Source organism: Pseudomonas sp. GW823-FHT03E05 (assembly GCF_058796855.1).
Genome location: NZ_JBXAJB010000011.1, coordinates 1 through 17,577 on the forward strand (window position 1 = coordinate 1; position 17,577 = coordinate 17,577).

13 protein-coding genes are annotated in these 17,577 nt (G+C 65.9%); 8 read left to right on the plus strand and 5 right to left on the minus strand.

From position 1 onward, the window contains the following. On the minus strand, positions 1–194 hold a 194-nt coding region (locus tag AC1RCO_RS30885; RefSeq protein ID WP_492618375.1), incomplete at its 3' end, for a hypothetical protein. Positions 195–239: 45 nt separating this feature from the next. Between AC1RCO_RS30885 and mrdA the strand changes: the two genes are divergently transcribed. Beyond that, positions 240–2,132: a penicillin-binding protein 2 gene (gene mrdA / locus AC1RCO_RS30890; protein WP_492618376.1), complete on the plus strand. Its 1,893-nt coding sequence runs from the start codon at positions 240–242 to the stop codon at positions 2,130–2,132. A gap of 1 nt (position 2,133) precedes the next feature. On the opposite strand, the gene AC1RCO_RS30895 is transcribed toward mrdA, so the two are convergent. Continuing rightward, on the minus strand, positions 2,134–3,099 hold the full coding sequence (locus AC1RCO_RS30895; protein WP_492618377.1) for a LysR family transcriptional regulator: 966 nt from the start codon (positions 3,097–3,099) through the stop codon (positions 2,134–2,136). Between the two features lie 178 nt (positions 3,100–3,277). Between AC1RCO_RS30895 and AC1RCO_RS30900 the strand changes: the two genes are divergently transcribed. The 7 genes from AC1RCO_RS30900 to qhpG all read left to right on the plus strand — a co-directional run bounded on the left by AC1RCO_RS30900 (position 3,278) and on the right by qhpG (position 12,934). Further along, complete coding sequence (locus AC1RCO_RS30900; protein ID WP_019094648.1) at positions 3,278–4,591, plus strand: MFS transporter; 1,314 nt, start codon at positions 3,278–3,280, stop codon at positions 4,589–4,591. A 19-nt stretch (positions 4,592–4,610) separates the two neighbouring features. Beyond that, entirely contained in the window at positions 4,611–5,840 is a 1,230-nt protein-coding gene (locus AC1RCO_RS30905) for a Zn-dependent hydrolase (protein ID WP_492618393.1), read from the plus strand. Between the two features lie 10 nt (positions 5,841–5,850). Then, positions 5,851–6,876: a histone deacetylase family protein gene (locus tag AC1RCO_RS30910; protein ID WP_015636457.1), complete on the plus strand. Its 1,026-nt coding sequence runs from the start codon at positions 5,851–5,853 to the stop codon at positions 6,874–6,876. Between the two features lie 458 nt (positions 6,877–7,334). Further along, the gene (locus tag AC1RCO_RS30915) at positions 7,335–9,239 is read left to right on the plus strand and encodes a sigma-54-dependent Fis family transcriptional regulator (RefSeq protein ID WP_320335254.1); all 1,905 of its coding nucleotides are present in this window, start codon (positions 7,335–7,337) and stop codon (positions 9,237–9,239) included. Beyond that, complete coding sequence (locus AC1RCO_RS30920; RefSeq protein WP_019094086.1) at positions 9,239–10,957, plus strand: ABC transporter ATP-binding protein; 1,719 nt, start codon at positions 9,239–9,241, stop codon at positions 10,955–10,957. Before AC1RCO_RS30915 ends, AC1RCO_RS30920 begins: the two co-directional genes overlap by 1 nt. Then, a complete protein-coding gene (gene qhpE, locus AC1RCO_RS30925; protein WP_492618378.1) occupies positions 10,947–11,630 on the plus strand; it encodes a subtilisin-like serine protease QhpE in 684 nt (227 codons plus the stop codon). Before AC1RCO_RS30920 ends, qhpE begins: the two co-directional genes overlap by 11 nt. Then, positions 11,615–12,934, plus strand: a complete 1,320-nt coding sequence (gene qhpG, locus AC1RCO_RS30930) for a flavin-dependent monooxygenase QhpG (protein WP_492618379.1) — start codon at positions 11,615–11,617, stop codon at positions 12,932–12,934. Before qhpE ends, qhpG begins: the two co-directional genes overlap by 16 nt. A 137-nt stretch (positions 12,935–13,071) precedes the next feature. Here qhpG and AC1RCO_RS30935 read toward each other — a convergent pair whose 3' ends face one another. The 3 genes from AC1RCO_RS30935 to AC1RCO_RS30945 form a co-directional block, all read right to left on the minus strand. Next, positions 13,072–14,991: an amidohydrolase gene (locus AC1RCO_RS30935; RefSeq protein WP_401403662.1), complete on the minus strand. Its 1,920-nt coding sequence runs from the start codon at positions 14,989–14,991 to the stop codon at positions 13,072–13,074. Between the two features lie 185 nt (positions 14,992–15,176). Next, a complete protein-coding gene (locus AC1RCO_RS30940; protein WP_093410202.1) occupies positions 15,177–16,667 on the minus strand; it encodes an aldehyde dehydrogenase family protein in 1,491 nt (496 codons plus the stop codon). Between the two features lie 200 nt (positions 16,668–16,867). Beyond that, positions 16,868–17,446: a DUF4337 domain-containing protein gene (locus AC1RCO_RS30945; protein WP_041119280.1), complete on the minus strand. Its 579-nt coding sequence runs from the start codon at positions 17,444–17,446 to the stop codon at positions 16,868–16,870. Positions 17,447–17,577: the final 131 nt, after the last annotated feature.

Below are 17,577 nucleotides of genomic sequence, written 5' to 3' on the forward strand. Positions count from 1 at the left end.
AGTAGGTCATCGTCAAGATTAAATTCCGAAACCCCAACTGCGCATGCAGTTGGGGTTTTGTTTTTGCGCGTGGAAAAACTTGCGCTATCTAAGTAGCCGCCAAGGCGCCATTGATCAGCCGCGATGGAAATCCCCTCAAAGTCCGTGGGTGGTTTTTGGTATGGTGCAGCTCTTTTTAAAGGACTTGAGTTCATCCGCACGGAACAGCGTCGACCTCTATTCACCGAGAAGCTGTAGCAATGCCCGAAGCGATTCCGATCAAGGACCACGAGAAAGAAAGCCGCCTGGTCAACAAACGGCTGCTGGCCTGTGCCGTATTGGTGGTGGCCATCACCTGCGCCCTGGTGGCGCGGATGTATTTTCTGCAAGTGGTGGAGTTCGACTACCACTCCACCGTTTCCGAGAACAACCGCGTCCATGTGCTGCCGATCACTCCCACCCGGGGGCTGATCTACGATCGCAACGGCGTGGTCCTGGCGGACAACCGCCCCAGCTTCAACCTGACGATCACTCGCGAACGCACCACCGACCTCAAGGGCGAGCTGGACACCGTGGTCGATCTGCTGCACTTGCCCCCGGAAGACCGCACGCTGTTCGACAAGGAGATGAAGCAGGCCCGTCATCCCTTCGTCCCCGTGACCCTGTTCTACGAGCTCACCGAAGAGCAGATCGCCGTGCTCGCGGTCAACGAATACCGGTTGCCCGGCCTGGACGTGGAAGCCCAGTTCGTCCGTCACTATCCCCTAGGCGCACACTTTGCCCACTCCATCGGTTACGTCGGGCGGATCAACGAGAAAGAAGCCAAGACCCTGGACTCGGTGGAGTACCGTGGCACCCAATCCATCGGCAAGACCGGCATCGAGAAATTCTACGAAGCCGAACTGCACGGCCATGTCGGTTATGAGGAAGTAGAAACCAACGCCCAGGGCCGGGTGATGAGAGTGCTCAAGCACACCGATCCGATCCCTGGGAAGAGCATCGTCCTGAGCCTGGACATCAAGCTCCAGGAAGCCGCTGAGGAGGCCCTGGGCGATCGCCGTGGTTCCGTGGTGGCCCTGGACCCGGCCACCGGCGAAGTCCTGGCCATGGTCAGCAAGCCAAGTTTCGACCCCAACCTGTTCGTCACCGGCATCAGCTTCAAGGAATACGCTGCGCTGCACGACTCCATCGACCGGCCCCTGTTCAACCGGGTGCTGCGGGGGCTCTACGCGCCGGGCTCCACCATCAAGCCGGAAGTGGCGATTGCCGGCCTCGATAGCGGCGTGGTTACCGCTTCGACCCGGGTCTTCGATCCGGGCTATTACCAACTGCCGGACTTCGACCACAAGTACCGCAACTGGAACCACAGCGGCGATGGCTGGGTGGACATGGACGCAGCGATCATGCGTTCCAACGACACCTACTTCTATGACCTGGCGCACAAGCTCGGCATCGACCGCCTGCACGACTACATGGCGATGTTCGGTCTGGGCGAGAAGGTCTCTCTGGACATGTTCGAAGAGTCTCCCGGCCTGATGCCCTCCCAGGCCTGGAAACGCGCCACCCGTCGCCAGCCATGGTTCCCGGGGGAAACCGTGATCCTTGGCATCGGCCAGGGCTATATGCAAGTCACGCCGCTGCAACTGGCCCAGGCCACCGCGCTGATTGCCAACAAGGGCGTGTGGAACCGTCCGCACCTGGCCAAGGCCATCGATGGCGTGGCCCCGGTGGACGAGCATCCGATGCCCAACATCCTGCTGAAGAATCCCCGTGACTGGGATCAGGTCAACCACGGCATGCAGATGGTGATGCACGATCCCCGCGGTATCGCCCGCGCCGCGGCAGCCGGGGCGCAGTACCGCATCGCCGGCAAGAGTGGTACGGCCCAGGTGGTGGCGATCAAGCAGGGCGAGCGCTATGACCGTCTCAAGACCCGCGAGCGCAACCGTGACAACGCCCTGTTCGTGGGCTTCGCCCCGGCGGAGCATCCACAGATCGTGATTTCGGTGATGATCGAGAACGGCGAAGCCGGTGGTCGGGTGGCCGGCCCCGTGGTGCGGCAGATCATGGATGCCTGGCTACTGGACCAGAACGGCCACCTCAAGCCGCAGTACGCCGCCCCGGCCAAGGCCCCTGGCGATCCCCACGTCTGAATCATTTCAACATCAGGCTACCCGGCACCGGCTCATGCTGACTGAGCATGTGCTGGATGCTCTGCAGAAACAGTACCTCGGCCCGGCTCATGCGCTGCTCGCGGTTCCACAGCAGGTGAATGTCGACATCGGCAATGCCTTCGTGTGGCGGCAGGCGCCACAGCAGCCTGGCGTCGACATCGGCGGCCACCACATGCTCCGGCAGGCAGCCGATGCCAAACCCGGCGATCACCAGGCGTCGTACTTCTTCCAGGCTCGGGGATGAGGCGACGATGCGCCCGCTGAAGCCCTGCTGATCGCGAAAGATGGTCAGCGGCGAGAGCATGCCGCCGATCTGGTCGCTGGTGAAACTGACGAAGTTCTCCCGTTGCAGATCGCCCTCGGCCACATCCCCGCGGCCGAACAGCGGGTGGTGCTTGCCGCAGAAAAACGCATAGCGCTGACGCAGGAACAGCCGCTGTTCCAGGCGCGGCTGTGGCCGGCGGTTAAGGCTCAAGCCCAGGGTCGCGGTCTTTTCCTGCAGGGCACTGACGATGTCCGAGCTGCGCATCACTTCCACCTCCAGATCGACCCGCGGGTGCTGACGATGGAAGTCGGCCAGGAACTCGTCGAAGCGTTCGCTGAAGATCCGGCTGATGATCAACAGCCGCACTTTGCCGATCACTTCGTCGGCGGGCTGTTCCAGCATGCTGCTGACCTGGGACATCTGGCCGTAGATCTCTCCAGCCAGTGCGAAGATCTGCTCACCCACTTCGGTCAGGGCAAAGCGTGGGCCGCGCCGGGCGATCAACTGCCGGCCCAGTTGTTCTTCCAGGCGCTTGAGGGCCTGGCTGACCGCCGGCTGGGTCAAGTGCAGGCGCGCCGCTGCACGGCTGATGCTCAGCTCCTGGCCAATCACCCGAAAGGTGCGCAACAGGTTCCAGTCGAGGCGGTCGTTGAGCAGGCGGCGGGCATCGCGGTCGGACATGGCAGGGGCTCTGGTGCGGGCGGTAGCTGAATAATAAGCCAGGATAATAATCGAGATAACCAATAGAAAATTGACTAATTATCCCCCGGAACGGATAAATCCACCCCAGACAGGTGCCAGCAGAAGCCCCTGCGCCCGACCCTTCCTCCTGCCAAAAAAATAATCAAGGGAGCCAACCATGAAGCCTTCCGCTTCGCCTCAGCCTCGCCGGGCTGCGGCCGCCGCCTTTATCGGCACCATGATCGAATGGTACGACTTCTATATCTACGCCACCGCCGCGGCGCTGGTGTTCGGTGCCTTGTTCTTCCCCTCCGACGACAAGCTGTTCAGCACCATGGCCGCCTTCGGCACCTTTGCCGTGGGCTTCTTCGCCCGACCTTTGGGGGGCATCATCTTTGGCCATATCGGCGACCGCATCGGCCGCAAGAAATCCCTGGTCATCACCCTGCTGATGATGGGCGTGGTCACGGTCTGCATCGGCCTGCTGCCAACTTATGCACAGATCGGTGCCCTGGCGCCGGTGCTGCTGATCCTGCTGCGCATCGTCCAGGGCATTGCCGTGGGCGGTGAGTGGGGCGGGGCGGTGTTGATGGCCGGCGAGCACGCGCCCAAGGGCCGGCGCAACTTCTTCGCGTCTTTCGCCCAACTGGGCAGCCCGGCGGGGCTGATCCTTTCGCTGCTGGCCTTCAGCGCCGTGACCCGCCTGCCCGAGGACGCCCTGATGAGCTGGGGCTGGCGCCTGCCGTTCCTGGCCAGTGCGCTGTTGCTGCTGGTGGGCCTGGCGATTCGCCTGGGGGTCAACGAGTCACCGGAGTTTCTCGCCAGCCGCGAGCAGGCGGCCAAATCGGTGCGCAAGGAACAGGCACCGGTGATGGAAGTGCTGCGCACGGCCTGGCGCCCGCTGCTGCTGTGCATCGGCGCCAATACCCTGGGAATCGCCGGGGTGTATTTCACCAACACCTTCATGATTGCCTACACCACCCAGCAACTGGAGATTCCCCGTTCGCTGATTCTCGAATGCCTGTTCGTGGTGGCGATCATCCAGTTCTGCATCCAGCCCCTGGCGGCCTGGACCGCCGAGAAAATCGGCGCCACTCGCTTTCTATGCCTGGTGTCAGTACTGGCCATGGTCTCGCCCTATCCGATGTTCGTGCTGGTGAGTTCCGGGCAGGCGCCGCTGATGATCCTCGGCATCGCCCTGGCGGTGGTGTGCATGGCTTCCTTCTATGCGGTGATCGCCGGTTACGTCAGCGGCATGTTCGAGACCCGGGTGCGCTACACCGCGATCTCCCTGGCCTATCAGGTCTGCGGTGCCCTGGCCGGCGGCCTGACCCCGCTGATCGGCACCTGGCTGGCCCATCGGTTCATTGGCCAATGGTGGCCGATGGCGGTGTTCTACAGCCTGATCGCTGCCGTTTCGCTGATCTGCGTGCTGGCCCTGGCACGCCGGCACGCTCACGCCCATCGCCTGGAAATGGCATCCCACGCCTGATTGTCTGGAGAATCTGATGATGTTGAAAATCAATGGCCAGCGCCTCTGGGCGAGCCTGATGGCCATGGCCGAAATCGGTGCCACGGCCCGTGGCGGCAACTGCCGCCTGGCCTTGAGCGATGAAGACCGGGCCGGTCGCGAACTGTTTGCCCACTGGTGCACCGAGGCCGGCATGAGCCTGAGCGTCGACCCCATTGGCAACCTGTTTGCCCGGCGCCCAGGTAGCGACCCGGACGCTGCCCCGGTGATGATGGGCAGCCACCTGGACACCCAGCCCGAAGGCGGGCGCTTTGATGGGGTCTACGGTGTGCTGGCCGGATTGGAAGTGGTACGCACGCTCAATGACCTCGGGATCCAGACCCGCAAGCCCCTGGAAGTGGCGGTCTGGACCAACGAGGAGGGCGCGCGTTTCACCCCGGCGATGTTCGGCTCGGCGGTGTTCACCGGGGTCATGGCCCTGGACGCCGCCCTGGCGGTGCGTGACGTCGATGGCATCAGCGTCGCCCAGGCCCTGCAGCGCACCGGTTATGCCGGCAGCCGGCCCCTGGGCGCAGCGGTGGATGCCTACTTCGAAGCCCATATCGAACAGGGCCCGATCCTCGAAGACAACGCCAAGAGCATCGGCGTGGTCAGCGGCGGCCAGGCCATCTGCTGGCTCGATGTGCAGGTCGAAGGCCTGGCGGCCCACGCTGGCACCACGCCGATGCCGCTACGCAAGGATGCGCTGTACGGCGCGGCGCAGATGATTCTTGCAGTGGAGCAGTTGGCAGCGGATTTTGCCCCCCTGGGCCTGACCACCGTGGGTGAGCTGAGCATCGCCAAGTCGTCGCGCAATACCATTCCCGGCCTGTTGAGCTTCACTGTCGACCTGCGCCACCACCAGGATCGGCAGATCGCCGCCATGGAGCAGCAGGTCGAGGAACGCCTGCAGGCCATCGCCGGCCAGCGCGGGCTCAAGGTCAGTATCAGCCGGCACTGGGTCAGCCCGGCCACGCCATTTGATGCCGAGTGCGTGGCGGCGGTGCAGCAGGCGGTGGATGGCCTGGGCTACCCTCAGCAGTCCATCGTCAGCGGCGCTGGCCACGACGCCATCTTGCTGGCCCGCTATTGCCCGACGGCCATGGTGTTCATTCCCTGTGTCGGTGGCCTGAGCCACAACGAAGCCGAAGACGTGTTGCCCGAGGACGTGCGCCAGGGCGCCGATGTATTGCTTAACGCCGTGCTGGCCCGTGCTGGCCAGGTTGAATAAGGAGAAGGTCATGCGCAGTTTTTTCCACCCCGAACAGTTGCTCCACCATCCACGCAGCTACTACTCGCGCGGTCAGATGCGCATACCCCAGGAGGTTCCGGAGCGCGCCCAGCGCCTGGTGCAGGCCGCACACTCCCTGGGTTTTGCCGTCGAGCAGCCACGGGATGCCGGGATGGCACCATTGCTGGCGGTACACGGCGCGCCGTACTTGGCGTTCCTGCAGGATGCGCACCAGGGCTGGAAGGACATCCCCGAAGACTGGGGCGATGAGGTGATGTCCAACATCTTCGTGCGTGAGCCCAATGCCCTGCGCGGGGTCCTGGCCCAGGCCGCGTGCTACCTGGCCGACGGCAGTTGCCCGGTGGGTGAGTCGACTTGGCGTGCAGCCTACTGGTCGGCGCAAAGTGCCGTCGCCGGGGCCCAGGCGTTGCTCGACGGTGAGCCGGCGGCCTACGCCTTGTGCCGCCCGCCGGGCCACCACGCCCGGTCCGAGGCGGCCGGGGGCTTCTGCTACCTGAACAATGCGGCGATCGCCGCCCAGGTCCTGCGGGACAAATACGCCCGGGTGGCGGTGCTGGACACCGACATGCACCACGGCCAGGGCATCCAGGAAATCTTCTACGAGCGCGCCGATGTGCTGTATGTCTCGGTGCACGGCGACCCGACCAACTTCTACCCGGGGGTGGCCGGGTTCGCCGAGGAGCGTGGCGCCGGGGCGGGGGAGGGCTACAACCTCAACCTGCCGATGGCCCATGGCGCCAGCGAAGGGGATTTCCTCGCCCGTCTGGAACAGGCCCTGGTGGCGGTGAAGGCGTTCGATGCCGAGGTGCTGGTGCTGTCTTTGGGGTTCGATATCTATGAACTCGACCCGCAGAGCAAGGTGGCAGTGACCCGGGACGGCTTCGCCATCCTTGGCCAGCGAATCCGCAGCCTGGGCCTGCCGTGCCTGATCGTCCAGGAAGGCGGCTATCACCTGGAAAGCCTGGAAGACAACGCCCGCGCCTTCTTCGCAGACTCTGGCGCCTGGGCCCTGTAGGCACCACCAGCCCCGCCCGCTCGCAGGAGCCGGCTTGCCCGCGAAAGGGGCCTTACGCCTTGCTCCCGACTAAAGGTCCTCGTTCGCTGGCAAGCCAGTTCCTGCACAAACTGGCATGCATTCGTCTTAGGAGCCGGCCTGCCGGCTAAGGGGTCTCAAGCCCTGCGCTCATCTCGGGGCCCTCTTCGCTGGCAGGCCAGTGCCAACGGGAGGGGGGGCGTGCGGTACTTGCCATTTGCTTTACGTTAACGTCAAGATGCTCGGGCGCCCGTACCACTGGCGCAGGTTTTGCTTGATCTCCAATGACAGGGTAAGCAATTCAGGGCTGCCCGATGATCCGGGCAAAGCCCCTTTACTGCCCCCTGAACCCGGTGTAGACATTGACCACGGCTTGCGTGCTTCGCGCAATCCAAGGGAGTGGAGCGGGATGCAGCGGGCGGACCGATTCGGAGCGCTTGATGACTCTTATAAAAACAATAAAGGGTGAGCAGCAACACGAAGCCCGGCTGGCCCGGGAACGGCTGCACCTGGAAGGCCAGATCCCCGACGGGGTTCTGCGTGCGGAAATCGATGCCTCATGGCGGCGCAGCCTCAGCCATGGCGTGCACTTTGGCAGCCAGCACCAACTGACCCTGGAATCCAGCGCCAGCCTCGAAGTGCTGCTGGCCAGCAACCGCCTGTTGCTGGACGCGGCGATCCCGGCCATCGACTACCTGAGCCAGCATCAGGGCAAGGACGGGATGATCATCCTGGCCAATGCCGACGCCACCATCCTGGCCATCGAAGGTCGCGCCGACCGTCTCAAGGACAGCGGCGTGCAGGACATCACCCTTGGCGCCTGCTGGAGCGAAGCCACCCGCGGCACCAACGCCCTGGGCACGGCCCTGGTGGAGGCCCGGCCGACCCTGATCGACTGCGGCGAGCACTACCTGGACCGTCTTAGCCATTTCTCCTGCACCTCGGTGCCCATCCAGTGCCCCCAGGGCGAGATTCTGGGCGTGCTCGACCTGACCCGCGAAGGCCCCCTGGGCCGGGCCCAGGACAGCACCGCGCTGCTGGCCATGGCGGTCAGCCAGATCGAAGCCCGGGTGTTCCATGCCACCTACCCGGAGCAGATCGTCCTGGCCTTCCACAGCCGCCGGCAATACCTCGAATCACCGTGGCAGGGGCTGCTGGCCCTGAGCCTGGGCGGGCAGATCCTCGCGGTCAGCGGCCAGGCCTGCCAGTTGCTCAACACCTCGCGCGCAGCCCTGGTGGGCCGGCGCTGCGAAGAGTTTCTCGGGGTCGATGGCTTGCAACTGCTCGCACGCCTGCAACAGGGCGCCGTGGGCAGCCTGCAAACCGCCAAGGGCGAGCTGTTCTACAAGGCCCTGCGGGCGCCGCAGCCAGCGCTCAACCTGCACCGCGCGCAACGCAGCGCTCCGAAAGCCGCAGCCATGCCCCAGGACCTGGAAGCCCTGGCCGGGGGCAACAGCCGCTACGCCCGCACCTTGCGCATGGCCCGTCAGGGCCTGGCCAATGACCTGCCGGTGTTGCTACTGGGCGAAACCGGCACCGGCAAGGAAGTCCTGGCCCGGGCCCTGCACCGCGCCGGCAGTCGCGCCGAGAAACCCTTTGTCGCGGTCAACTGCGCGGCGATCCCCGAAGGCCTGATCGAGTCGGAACTGTTCGGCTATCGCGAAGGCGCCTTCACCGGCTCGCGTCGTGGCGGCATGATCGGGCGCCTGCAACAGGCCCACGGCGGCACCCTGTTCCTCGATGAGATCGGCGACATGCCCCTGGCCCTGCAAGCCCGCCTGCTGCGCGTGCTGCAGGACCGCAAGGTGGCGCCCCTGGGGGCCGGCGAAGAACAGGACATCGACATCGCCCTGATCTGCGCCACCCACCGCGACCTCAAGCAGCAGGTGCAGGACAAGGCTTTTCGCGAAGACCTGTTCTACCGGGTCAACGGCATCAGCGTGCTGTTGCCGGCCCTGCGCGAACGCGAAGACCTGCAGCCCCTGGTGGACAGCTTGCTGGCCAAGCTCGGTGGCGCCCAGGTGAGCCTCAGCGATGAGCTGCGTCGGCTGCTGGCGGACTACCACTGGCCGGGCAATATCCGCCAGCTGGAGATGGTCCTGCGCACTGCCCTGGCCCTGCGCGAAGACGGTGAGTGCCACATCGGCCTGGAGCACCTGCCCGACAGCATGCTCGACGACCTCAATGCCAGTGCCCGACCGCAGACCGGGAGCATCCGCGAGAACGAGCTGGAGCTGATCCGCAGTGCCCTGGACAACCACCAGGGCAATGTCTCGGCGGCAGCGGACGCCCTGGGCATCAGCCGCGCGACCCTGTACCGCAAGCTCAAACAGTTGCGCGCCTGATGCGGCGCCTGATCACCCGGCTGGTGGACAGCCGCGACCCCCAGGCCCTGAGTGCCGCCCTGGGCTGGCTCTACAGTTTCGTGCGGCCCCACCGGCTGGCCATCGGCGGCCTGCTGGGGCTGTCGGTGTGCGCTTCCCTGCTGGTGCTGGTGCAGCCCTGGCTGACCAAGCTGCTGATCGACGACGGCCTGCTGGCCCGGGACTTCCCGCGGCTGGTGCTGATCGCCGCGCTGATGATCGGTGCCGGGCTGCTGGGCACCGTGCTCTCCGGGGTCAACCGCTACCTGCACACGCGCTTGTCCGGGCGCATCCTGTTCGCCCTGCGCGACGACCTCTATCGGCATCTGCAGCGCCTGTCGCCGAGCTTCTACGGCCAGCGGCGGATCGGCGACCTGATGTCGCGCCTGGATGGCGATGTGGCGGAGATCCAGCGCTTTGCCGTGGATTCATTGTTCTCCGCCGTGTCCAGCGTGATCGGTCTTGTCGTCGCCCTGGCCATGCTCCTGACCCTGTCCTGGCAACTGTCGCTGCTGGCCCTGGTGCTGATCCCCCTGGACGTGCTCTGGCTGCGCTGGATGCGGCGCAAGGTGGAGCGCGATGTGCGCCAGTTACGCGAGCGTTCGGCGGACATGTCCTCGTTCATGGTGGAAACCCTGCCGGTGATGAAGTTCATCCAGAGCGCCGGCCAGCAGCAGCGCGAGGCCCGGCGCCTGGATGGCCTTGGCCAGGGCTACCTGCAACAGCTGCTGAAACTGCAAGTCACCGAGTTCTTCACCCAGGCGGTGCCCGGTACCCTGACCTCGTTGTCCCGGGCCTGCGCCTTCCTGATCGGCGGCTACTGGGTGGTACAGGGCACCTGGCAACTGGGGGCGCTGATTGCCTTTTCCACCTACCTGGGCATGGCGGTGGGCCCGGTGCAGAGCCTGTTGGGCCTGTATGTGGCGATCCAGCGCATGACCGTGAGCCTGGGCCGGGTCATGGAGCTGCGTGGCGAGGAACCGGGCATCAGCAACCCCGAGGCGCCGCTGCCGGTGCCGGAGCAGGGCGAGCTGCATTTTCACGCAGTGCACTTTTGCCACCCGGGCCGCGGCTCGACCCTGCAGGGCATCGAGGCGCGTATTCCCTACGGCCGCAAAGTGGCCCTCAGCGGCACCTCGGGCGCAGGCAAAAGCACGCTCATCGACCTGTTGCAGCGCCATCACGACCCGCAGTCCGGGCAGGTGCTGCTGGGCGGCGTCGACCTGCGCCAGCTGGACCTGGCGCAGTTGCGCCGGCGGGTGGCGGTGGTCAGCCAGGACATCGTGCTGTTTCGCGGCAGCCTGGCGGACAACCTGGCCTACAGCGTGCCCGATGCCAGCCGCGAAGCCGTGGCCGAGGTGGCGCGGCTGGCGCAGTTGCAAGGGCTGATCGAGTCCCTGCCCGAAGGCCTGGACAGCCCCCTGGGGGAGCGCGGCCAGCAATTGTCCGGCGGGCAGAAACAACGCATCGCCATTGCCCGGGCCCTGCTCCAGGACCCGATGATCCTGGTGCTGGACGAAGCCACTTCGGCGGTGGACGAGGCCACCGAGCGCGAGGTGATCGAGGCCATCGACCACCTGTTCGCCGGGCGCACGCGGATCCTCATCAGCCACCGACCCTCGACCCTGGCCGATGCCGAACTGCGCTTCGAATTGCGCGATGGCGTACTGCATGCGCTGGAGGTGGCCCATGAAGCCTGAGCTGCGCATCGGCGTGATCGACAGCGGCCATGCCGCCCATCAGCGGGTGGCGGGCGGACGACGCTTCTTCCTGCAGCCCGAAGGGATAGGCCAGGGCCCCTTGCAGGAAGACGCCCTGGGCCATGGCAGCGCGATCATCGAGGCCATCGGCCAGCGCGCGCCGACGGCGCAGGTCTATGTGGCCCAGGTGTTCGACCGGCGCGCAGTCACCAGCGCCGCGCAAGTCAGCGCCGCGCTGCACTGGTTGCTTGCGCAGGACGTGCGCCTGATCAACCTGAGCCTGGGCCTGCGCCAGGATCGCGACCTGCTGCGCCAGGCCTGTGCCGCGGCCGAGGCCCGCGGGGTGCTGTTGTGCGCATCCAGCCCGGCCCAGGGCGAGGCGGTGTTTCCGGCCAGTTACCCCGGGGTGCTGCGCGTCACCGGCGATGCGCGATGCAGCGCGCAGCAGTGGTCATGGCTGAACACCGCCCAGGCTGATTTCGCCGCCTGCGTGCGCGGCAGCAGCCCGGGGCAATCCGGCGCCAGCCTGGGGTGCGCGGCCCTGAGCGGGCATATCGCGGCCTACCTGGGTGCCCACCCGCAAGCCGACACGGCCCAGGTCCGGCAGTGGCTGCAGGACAACGCCCACTACCAGGGGCCGGAACGCCGGCAACAGCCATGCACGCCATCCTGATCCTCGGCGCGGGGCCGGCCGGGGCCGCAGTGGCCCTGGGGCTGCGCCGCCTCGGCTACCCGGTGACCCTGGTCAGCGACTGGCGACGCTTTCCGGCCCTGGAAGGGGTCTCGCTGCGGGTGCTTGAAGCCTTGCGCGGTGCCGGCCTGGAACAGGCGCTGGCCCAGGCCCTGCAACCGTCCCAGCGGCGGGTGGCATGGAACGGTGCAGAACATGCGCAGAATATCGAATACCTGCTGGATCGCCCGGCCTTCGACCGCGGCCTGCGGGAGGCCTTGCGCGAAGCGCAGGTCAAGCTGATCGAGGGCCGGGTGCTGGGGGTACAGTCCAGCAAGGCCGGGCATCGGGTCCAGGTGCAAGGGCAGGGCGAGATGCGCGGCGAGTTCCTGGTGGAGGCCCGTGGCCGGCAGGCGCCGGTGCTGGACAAAGCCTTGCGCCAGGGGGGCGGCAAGGGCCTGCGCGGCCCGGAAACCGTCAGCCTGCTCAACCGCTGGCAGGGCCCTGGCGGCAGCGCCGCCAGCGCGGTGCACAGCCTGGAGGACGGCTGGGCCTGGATGGCCCGGCGTGAGGACGGCCAGTGCTACTGGCAGCTGACCCTGGATGTGGAGAGCGCCGGGCTGCCGGGCAAGGCGCAGTTGCTGGAGTACTGTCGCCAGCGCCGCCTGGGCTCGGCCATGGCCCGGGAATTCTTTGCCGGTGGCCAGGAGCAGCAATTGCACCTGCATGCCCGCAGCAGCACGGCGATCCTCAACCCCCAGGCCTGTGGCGCGAACTGGCTGCGGGTCGGCGATGCAGCCATGGCCGTGGACCCTTTATCCGGCAACGGCATTTTCCAATCCCTGTCCTCGGCGTTGCAGGCCCCGGCGGTGATCAACACCCTGTTGCAGCAGCCGCAACGTGCAGCGCTGGCGCAGCGTTTTCACGGGCAGCGGGTGGAACAGTTGTTCCTGCGTTTTGCGCGCATCGGCCGGGACTTCTACGCCGACGAGCAACGCTGGCCCGAGCAGCCGTTCTGGCAGGCCCGCCGGCAGTGGCCGGATTGCCAGCCGGCGCACCGTGCCGTGGACTTTTCGGCCTTGCGCATCGAGCGCGCCCCGGTGCTGCGCGACGGCCTGGTGGATGAAGCCGAAGTGGTGATCACCCCGGACCAGCCCCTGGGCATCTGGCATGTACAGGGCGTGGAACTGGCGCCGCTGTTGCGCCGTTTGCGCAGCCAGGGGGCGGCCCAGGCCCTGGCGCAACTGAGCCCGGACCAGAATCGGCTGATACGCAGCTGGTTGCTGGCCCAAGGCTACCGCCCCTGAACGGGGATCGTAGGAGCGAGCTTGCTCGCGAACCGCGCAGCGGCCATCCACCGGAGTGAACCCGCGGTCTTTTTCGCCGGCAAGCCGGCTCCTACAGGGGGCACCGGGAGCTGGCGCAGCCCCCGGGCTTGCACTGGTCAGCTACGGGGGTTGAGGTACACCCGCTGGCCGCCTTTCCAGGTTTCGCAGACCTTGATGTCGCGAATCCGGGTGGCCGGGAACTTCTCGTCCAGTGGGTCCTGCTCGAGGATCACGAAGTCGGCGAAGTTCTGGTCCTGCAGGGAGCCGGTCCAGGCCTCGGCATGGCACTGCCAGGCAGCGTCGTAGGTGATGGCTTTCAGCGCCTGCTTGCGGGTCAGGCACTGGCCCTCATTGAGGATGGGTTGCAGGCGCGGGTCATGGACGAACTGGTTGTCATGATTGCGGATGCCTTCCATCTTGCGGGTCACCGCCTGCTCCATCGAACGCAGGGGCCCCAGTGGGGTCACGGAATAGTCGCTGTGCAGGGAAATCCGCAGCTCGTGGTCCAGGGCCGACTTGCAGAGGTCGAGCATGTTGTGTGCCTTCTTTTCGAAAATGGCTTTATCGAAGGCGTAGCCCCAGTAGCCGACATGGCCAATCAAAAAGCTCGGCGACAGGCCCAGGCGCTGCATGGTTTCCAGGGTGCTTTTGCTCAGCAGCGAGCAATGTTCGATGCGATGGCGCTTGTCCAGGCCGCTCTGGCCCTGCAGGGCCAGGTCATAGGCCTGCAGAGTGAATTCGATGGCCTGGTCGCCGTTGGCATGGATCATCAGCGGCCAGCCTTTTTTCACCGCCGCGTGGATAAATTCCTGGTATTTGACCGGGAGTGTTTTCGGGGTGTCCTCGCCCTTGTCGCACAGATTGAAGTTGCCCACCGGGCGCTCTGTCTCGCAGCAGTAGGGCGCGACCTGATAGCCGGTCAACCCCTGGTTGGATCCGTCCGAGATCACCTTGATCGAGCCCTGATACATGTGCCTGGCCTCTTCCCGCGTGGCCGGCCGATAGGGCGGCAGCAGCTTGAGGGCTTCGAGCGAGTTGTTGCAGGCGGCGGCGTAGCCGATCCGCAGCGTTCTGGGGTGGGACAGGAAGTAGGCGTTCAATACCAGCTTCGACAAGGGGTCCATCATCGCGTCGTACAGCAGGGTGATCCCGCGGCTGGCCGCGGTGGTGAAGAAGGTGTCCAGGCGCTCGAAGATCTTCAGCATTGCAAGCTTCTGCCTGGCGGGAATCGACAGGATCCCGGCCACTATCTGGGTTTCCTGCAGCACGCCGTTCTCGACCATGACCCCGGTTCTTTCATGCACCAGATCCCGGGCCGCCGTGTTCATGTAGGCGGTGTGCATGGAGGCGCTGATCAGCAGCATCGGCCGCTTGGCCTCGATGGTGTCCAGGTAGCCCTCTTCGGGCGTGTCGCCACATTGCAGGGTAATGAGTTGGTTCAGGCCGCCCGGCACCACCTTGAACGGCATCAGCGCCGGATCGACCAGGTGCCCGAGGACCCAGCTCGTGCTGTCATCGGGGAGGTTGTTCTGGATGGTTTCCTTCAGCCAGCCCCAGGTATAGAGCGGCCGCAGGCGCTGGCTGTTTTTCTCTGGCGCCTGCTGGCTATCGCCGTCGTCGGGCTCGATGGCGCCCAGGTTCAGCCAGCCATCCATGGCGCAGCTCTGCACGATGTGGGCGTGGGGCTCGACCAGGCCGGGCAGCAGGGTCTTGCCGTGCAGCGACTGCTTCTTGTAGTCGATGCCCAGGGCCTGCATGCGGGCTTCGACGGCGGCCAGAGTGCCCGCGGCGACCACGTCGCCGGCATGGATGCCCAGGGCTTCGACCCGCTCATCCATGTTGCCGTCGCGCAAGGGGTAGATGATGCCGTCATGAAACACCAGGGACTCGCCGTTCGCGTCCCTGGCCGGGCCCTGTGCCGCGTTGGGGTGGCTGGCGATATAGCTGGCGGGGTCGAGGGTGTCTTTCAAGGCTTCCCAGACGGGGTTGTGGCAGCCGCACTGGATGTAATCGTGATCATTTCCATTTGATCCCATGATGCTTTCCTCGGGTTTTCGGTGGTGATGAGGCGTTGTGGGGGGATGAGCCCAGGCTCTTCAAACGAGGTGGCCAGCCGGCTCGGGCTGAGCGTAGCAGTGCTTTGCACGGCGAACAGGGCGGTCGTCGGGGGGGCGCCGGACCACCTCCGGCGCCCCGGGTGGGGCGGTTGGCGCGGGGCGGATCAGAGCTTGATCAGCACTGATTTCAACTCGGTGTAGTGCTCGATGGCCGCGTGGCCCATTTCCCGGCCAAGCCCGGACATCTTGTAGCCGCCAAACGGCAGTGCCGGGTCCAGGGCACTGTGGCAGTTGACCCACACCGAACCGGACTTGATCCGCGGAATCATCCGGTGCACCGCCGCCAGGTCGTTGGACCAGATGCTCGCGCCCAGGCCGTAGGGGCTGTCGTTGGCCATGCGCAGGGCGTCGGCCTCATCGTCGAAAGGAATGGCCACCAGCACCGGGCCGAAGATCTCTTCCTGCACCAGCGAATGCTTCTGGTCCACATCCACTATCACCGTCGGCTTGACGAAATACCCCGGGCCGAACTGTTCGCCGCCGCAGGCGATGGTGGCGCCGCTTTCGCGGCCCATCTCGATGTAGCGATAGACCCGCTCCTGCTGGCGCGCGGAAATCAGCGGGCCCATCTCGACGCTGGCGTCCAGGCCATTGCCCAGCTTCATGGCATTGGCGATGCCGGCGATGTCGGCTACCACCTGGTCGAAATGCTTGCGCTGCACATACAGCCGGGAACCGGCGCAGCACACCTGGCCCTGGTTGAAGAAGATCGCGCTGGCAGCCCCGGCCGCGGCGCTGGCCAGATCGGCGTCGGCCATGACGATGGTTGGCGACTTGCCCCCCAGTTCCAGGGTTACCCGGGTCATGGAGTCCATGGCGATCTTGCCGATTTCCTTGCCCACGGCGGTGGAGCCGGTGAAGGTCAGCTTGTCCACCAGGGGGTTGCGGGTCAGGGCGCTGCCGGCGGTGATGCCGGTGCCGGTGACTACGTTGAACACGCCGTCGGGGTAGCCGGCTTCCTGCACCAGCTCGGCCAGTTTCAGGGCGCTGAGCGGTGTTTCATCGGCGGGCTTGAGCACCAGGGTGCAACCGGTGGCCAGGGCCGGGCCGAGTTTCCAGCAGGCCAGCAGCAGCGGGAAGTTCCAGGCGACGATGGCGCCGACCACGCCCACGGCTTCGCGGCGGATAAAACTGTGGAACTGATCGTCAGGCATCAGGGGCAGCGAGACCTCGACGCTTGAACCCTCGATCTTGGTCGCCCAGCCGGCCATGTAGCGCAAGAAATCGATGGACAGTTGCACGTCCATGGCCTGGGCCACGGCGGCGCTCTTGCCGTTGTTCAGGCATTCCAGCTGGGCCAGCAGTTCGGCGTCGCGCTGCATCAGGTCGGCGAGTTTCCACAGCAGGTTCTGCCGCTCCCGGGGGCGGGTGCGGGTCCAGGGCGAATCGTCGAAGGCCTGGCGTGCGGCGAGCACTGCGCGATCGACATCGTCCACCGTGGCCCGGGGCACCAGGCACAGCTGTTCGCCGGTGGCGGGGTTGCGCAGGGGCATGGTCTGGCCGTCGCCGGCCTCGGTCCAGTGGGCACCGATCAGCATGCGCGGGGCGCGCTGGATAAAGGCCGTGGTAGCGGCGAGCAGTGGGGCAATAGCCATGGCGAAGCCTCTTGTTGTAGGTGAGGCAGGGGCTTTCGCAATGGCTGTGCCAGTTCCACCCAGGCGCCGCGGCCCCGCTATGGCGGGGCCTGGGGCGCAGCACCGGGGCTTGCGCGGCGGCAGTTTTTCGCAAACTGCGACAGCCCGGTGAGATTCAAGAGACGCATCGGCTGGCAGGTTCCGGGGGCCGGCAGGGGGCTCTAGATGTGCAGCCAGGCCAGGGTGCCCAGCAGCACGCTGCCGCCGGCCGCGCCGTAGGCGAGCTTCTTCAGCCATTCCTTGCGGGTCAGCAGGGTGATGGCCGCCATCGAAATGGCGATCTGGATCGCCATCATCGCCTGGGCCCAGCGATGGTGCTGGTGCAGCGCGGCTTCCGATTGCTCGTCCCAGTCCCGGGCCTCGGCTTCCAGGGCCTCGGCCTTGAGGCGCACCGCTTCCTTTTCCTTCTGGTAGCGCTGGGCTTCGATGCCGTAGTGCGCGGCATCGACTCCGGGAATGTGGGTCGCCAGCTCCGCCAGGTTCTGCCGGCTGGATTTGGCCTGGTAGTAGCTCCACTGGTTGGCGGCTTCGGTCTTTTTCATCGCGGCATTGTTCTTGTCCATCGCCGCCAGGCTTTCCGAGGAGCCGGCCTGATAGCTCAGGAGCGCTCCCAGGGTGGCCATGATCGCCGTCATCACCGCGATCTTGCTGGCGAAGCGGTCACTGCGCGCGTGGGCTTGTTCGCTCACGTGTTCCAGGTGCTTTTCGTGGGGGCTGGGCACATCGAATTCTTCGGTCATGGCGATCCGATCGGCTGGGTAGGGGGTGTTTCAAATTGTATCCATGGCCACTGGCGCCAGCAGGGCCAGTGTGAGTTCGTTCAGCTGGCCGACAGCCTGGAGCTGTGGGCCCAGGCCGGAAGGGCCGCGCT